This window comes from Streptomyces sp. NPDC127106, assembly GCF_042677605.1.
Classification (GTDB): Bacteria; Actinomycetota; Actinomycetes; order Streptomycetales; family Streptomycetaceae; genus Streptomyces.
Window position 1 is genome coordinate 101,346 of the sequence record NZ_JBHXTC010000017.1, and the last position, 3,568, is coordinate 104,913.

At 72.3% G+C, this 3,568-nt stretch carries 4 protein-coding genes and 1 pseudogene; 2 read left to right on the plus strand and 3 right to left on the minus strand.

The genetic code is table 11. The features are described 5' to 3' along the window. The first annotated feature begins 209 nt into the window (after positions 1–209). Positions 210–809, plus strand: coding sequence for an isopentenyl-diphosphate Delta-isomerase (gene idi / locus ACFVGY_RS17190; RefSeq protein WP_385677512.1), 600 nt, complete (start codon positions 210–212; stop codon positions 807–809). 139 nt (positions 810–948) lie between these two features. On the opposite strand, the gene ACFVGY_RS17195 is transcribed toward idi, so the two are convergent. Further along, on the minus strand, positions 949–1,470 hold the full coding sequence (locus tag ACFVGY_RS17195) for an ATP-binding protein (RefSeq protein ID WP_385677515.1): 522 nt from the start codon (positions 1,468–1,470) through the stop codon (positions 949–951). Between the two features lie 130 nt (positions 1,471–1,600). Further along, positions 1,601–2,314, minus strand: a complete 714-nt coding sequence (locus ACFVGY_RS17200) for an HdeD family acid-resistance protein (RefSeq protein ID WP_385677517.1) — start codon at positions 2,312–2,314, stop codon at positions 1,601–1,603. A 75-nt stretch (positions 2,315–2,389) separates the two neighbouring features. On the opposite strand from ACFVGY_RS17200, the gene ACFVGY_RS17205 reads away from it, so the two are divergent. Next, complete coding sequence (locus ACFVGY_RS17205) at positions 2,390–3,166, plus strand: enoyl-CoA hydratase/isomerase family protein (protein WP_385677520.1); 777 nt, start codon at positions 2,390–2,392, stop codon at positions 3,164–3,166. On the opposite strand, the pseudogene ACFVGY_RS17210 reads toward ACFVGY_RS17205, so the two are convergent. Continuing rightward, positions 3,150–3,568: pseudogene (locus ACFVGY_RS17210) on the minus strand (DJ-1/PfpI family protein); the annotation flags it as partial. The gene ACFVGY_RS17205 and the pseudogene ACFVGY_RS17210 overlap by 17 nt on opposite strands.

Sequence of the window (3,568 nt, forward strand, 5' to 3'; positions counted from 1 at the left end):
ACCCCCTTGATGCCTGTTTTGGGGGGCTCGTTTTTTTTTAAAAGCTACAGTTGTGTTCCCGCTGGTGGCCCGGGGGCCCCCCCCCCGCGCACCATCGCCGCCCGGCGCTTATCACGCGTCGAGGGGCAGACATGCGCGGATCGCCGAAGTGGGGACAAGACTCCCTTGTACGGCAGACTGAGGGCCAGAGTCCGAAGCGAAGGATGGGTATGCCGACCACACCAGCCACCGCCGCGAACAGCGCGCCCCACGGCACCGGCACTCAAGAACCGATCATGCTCGAACTGGTCGACGAGTCCGGCAACACCATCGGCACGGCGGAGAAGCTCTCCGCCCACCAGGCGCCCGGTCTGCTGCACCGGGCCTTCTCCGTGTTCCTCTTCGACGAGCAGGGCCGCCTGCTGCTCCAGCAGCGGGCCCTCGGGAAGTACCACTCCCCCGGTGTCTGGTCGAACACGTGCTGCGGTCACCCCTACCCCGGCGAGTCGCCGTTCGCGGCGGCGGCCCGGCGGACCCACGAGGAGCTGGGCCTGTCGCCCTCGCTGCTCGCGGAGGCGGGGACGGTGCGCTACAACCACCCGGACCCCGCGTCGGGCCTGGTGGAGCAGGAGTACAACCACCTGTTCGTGGGACTCGCGCAGGCCGCGGTGCGGCCGGATCCGCACGAGGTGGCCGACACCGCCTTCGTCACGCCCGAGGAGCTGGCCAAGCGGCACGCGGAAGTGCCGTTCTCGGCGTGGTTCATGACCGTGCTGGACGCGGCCCGGCCCGCGATCCGCGAGCTGACGGGCGACGCGGCGGGCTGGTAAGGCCGCACGCCCGCCAGTGCGCCGGTACGCCGGTACGCCGGTACGCCGGTACGCCGGTACGCCGGTACGCCGGTACGCCAGTGTGCCGGTACGTCGGTGTTCCGGTCCGTTACGCAGGCTTCGCTGACCGGTACGCCGGTCAGCGCGCCGGGTGCGGGAAGTCCCGGTCGGGGCCGGCCGCCGGGGCGGTGATCGGCAGGGCCGCCCAGATGACCTTGCCGCCGGTCGAGGTGTGCTCGACATCGCAGATCCCGCCGGCCTCCCGGGTGGTCTCGCGCACCAGGAGCAGGCCCCGACCGCCGGTCTGGCCGAAATCGGCTTCCAGCGCCTTGGGCCGGTACGGGTGGTTGTCCTCGACGGCCACCCGCACCCAGGCCCGGCCGATCGCGACCTCGACCGCGACCTCCGGCGAGAGCAGAGCCGCGTGCCGGACCGAGTTCGTCACCAGCTCGGAGACGATCAGCAGCAGGGTGTACACCAGATCCCGGTCCGCGGGAACTCCCTGGCGGCCCAGCAGGTCGCGGACGGCCCGCCGGGCCTGCGGAACGGATTCTTCAACAGCGGGTACGGTGAACCGCCACACACCTTCGTACGCGAGTGGGCCGGCCGGGGGCTCCGGCTCACCCACCTTGGCCGGCGGGACGCTCCCGCTGAGATCCATTGTCCGGCCCCGTCCTTCACGCTCGATCGTCTCCACGCGTCCAGGGTGGGGACCCGGCTGGTCCGGACCGGACCGCTGACAACAAGTCAGCGCTTATCGGACACTTTTTGACCGTGAACGTATGCCGACGTCATTCGTTCGACTGTTCCTGATCTTTCGTGGGACGCATTCCGGCCGCACCCGCCGTCCCGCCCGCGGCGGCCCCGACCCCGACCCCCTCGTCTTCCCTGACCACGCCCAGGATGCGGCGGCCGCCCAGGCCCAGCGCCAGCAGGCTCAGCCCGTCGAACAACAGGGCGACGGAAAAGAAGGTTCCGATCACGTAGAGGCTGTTGCCGGGCCAGTTCGCCAGCACCAGCAGGCCCAGCAGGATCCCGAACGCGCCCTGCACGAGCATCAGCCCGAACTGCGTACCGCGCACCACCAGCGCCCCGACCAGCCGGAACACCCCGGCGGTGAGGAACAGCAGCGCGGCGAACATGGTCAGCGCCTCGGCGCTCGCCTCGGGGCGGCGCAGGACCACGAAGCCGGCGGCGATGTTGATCGCGGCGACGATGACCGCGAGCCAGAAGGAGTTGCTCGTGCGGGACTGGACGGCATGGAGCAGCCCCACCGCCCCGCCGACCAGCAGCAGCCAGCCGAACAGGAACATCGAGGTGAGGGCCGCCACATTGGCGTACACGAGGCCGAGTAGACCGGCCAGGACCAGGACCACCCCGAGCACGGCCAGCCAGCCGAAGCCGCGGTTCAGCCGCCGGGCGTCCTCGCTCCCGACCCGGTCCGCGCGGTCCGCCCGGTCCCCGCGTGCTGATCCGGCTGATCGGTGTGCCCGGTCTGCGCCCATGGGGTCGCCTTTCCACAGCCCCCCGTACGGACTCTCTTGATCATAGGATCGGCGGCCCGGGATAGCATCCGGCGCATGGACGCAGCCCAGGAAGCAGCCCAGCAGGCAGCCGAGGAAGCAGCACTGCTGCACACCGTCGCCGACGGGATCGCCACGGTCGTGATCTCGCACCCCGCCAAGCGCAACGCCATGACCGCGGCGATGTGGCGGGCGCTGCCCGAGCTGCTCGCGGGACTCGCCGCCGACCCGGAGGTCCGGGTGCTCGTCCTGACCGGGGCCGGGCCGACCTTCTGCGCCGGCGCCGACATCTCCTCCCTCACCGGCGACGAGGACCCGCAGGCGCTGTCCGTCGCCGCCGAGGAGGCCCTGGCCGCCTTCCCCAAGCCGACGGTCGCCGCGATCCGCGGGTTCTGCGTCGGCGGGGGCAGCCAGCTCGCCGCCGCCTGCGACCTGCGTTTCGCGGAGGAGGGGGCCTCGTTCGGGGTGACCCCGGCGCGGCTGGGCCTCGTCTACCCGGCCTCCTCCACCCGGCGGCTCGCCGGGCTGGTCGGGCCGGCCACCGCCAAGTACCTGCTCTTCTCCGCAGAGTTGATCGACGCCGAGCACGCGCTGCGCGCGGGCTTCCTCAACGAGCTGCTGCCCGCCGGCCGGCTCGACGAGCGGGTCTCGGAGTTCGCCCGCGTCCTGACGGGCCGGTCCGCGCTGACGCAGGCCGCGGCCAAGGAGTTCGCCGACGGGCGCACGGACCGGGACGGGTACTGGGCCCGGCAGCAGGCGGACAGCGGCGACCCCGCGGAGGGGGTCGCCGCCTTCCTGGAGCGCCGTGCGCCGAAGTTCAGCTGGACTGCATGAGCGGGTTGAACGCGCGCAGCCGGGCGACCAGGTCGGCCGGGGCCTTGTCCGGGGAACCGGCGTCGTACGGCGGCTGGGGGTCGTACTCGATCATCAGCTGAACGGTCTGGGCGAACTCGTCGCCGGCGATGCGGCCGAGCAGGGTCAGCCCCATGTCGATGCCGGAGGACACCCCGGCGGCAGTGACGTACTTGCCGTCGAAGACCACGCGCTCGCCGGTGGGCTGCGCGCCGAAGGCGGGCAACCGGTCGAGGTAGAGCCAGTGGCCGGCGGCGGGGCGGGCGGGGCGGGGGGCCCCCCCCCCCCCCGCGGGGGCGCCGGTGGACACGCACGGGGGCGACTGGGGGGGGGCGTCGACCCAGTCCAGCCCCGCGACGACCGCGGGGGTGTGCAAGATCGAGA

Coding starts and splice junctions, on each gene's coding strand:
- ACFVGY_RS17200 (WP_385677517.1), bottom strand. CDS start 2,314: ATGGGCGCAGACCGGGCACACCGATCAGCCGGATCAGCACGCGGGGAC.
- idi (WP_385677512.1), top strand. CDS start 210: ATGCCGACCACACCAGCCACCGCCGCGAACAGCGCGCCCCACGGCACC.
- ACFVGY_RS17195 (WP_385677515.1), bottom strand. CDS start 1,470: ATGGATCTCAGCGGGAGCGTCCCGCCGGCCAAGGTGGGTGAGCCGGAG.
- ACFVGY_RS17205 (WP_385677520.1), top strand. CDS start 2,390: ATGGACGCAGCCCAGGAAGCAGCCCAGCAGGCAGCCGAGGAAGCAGCA.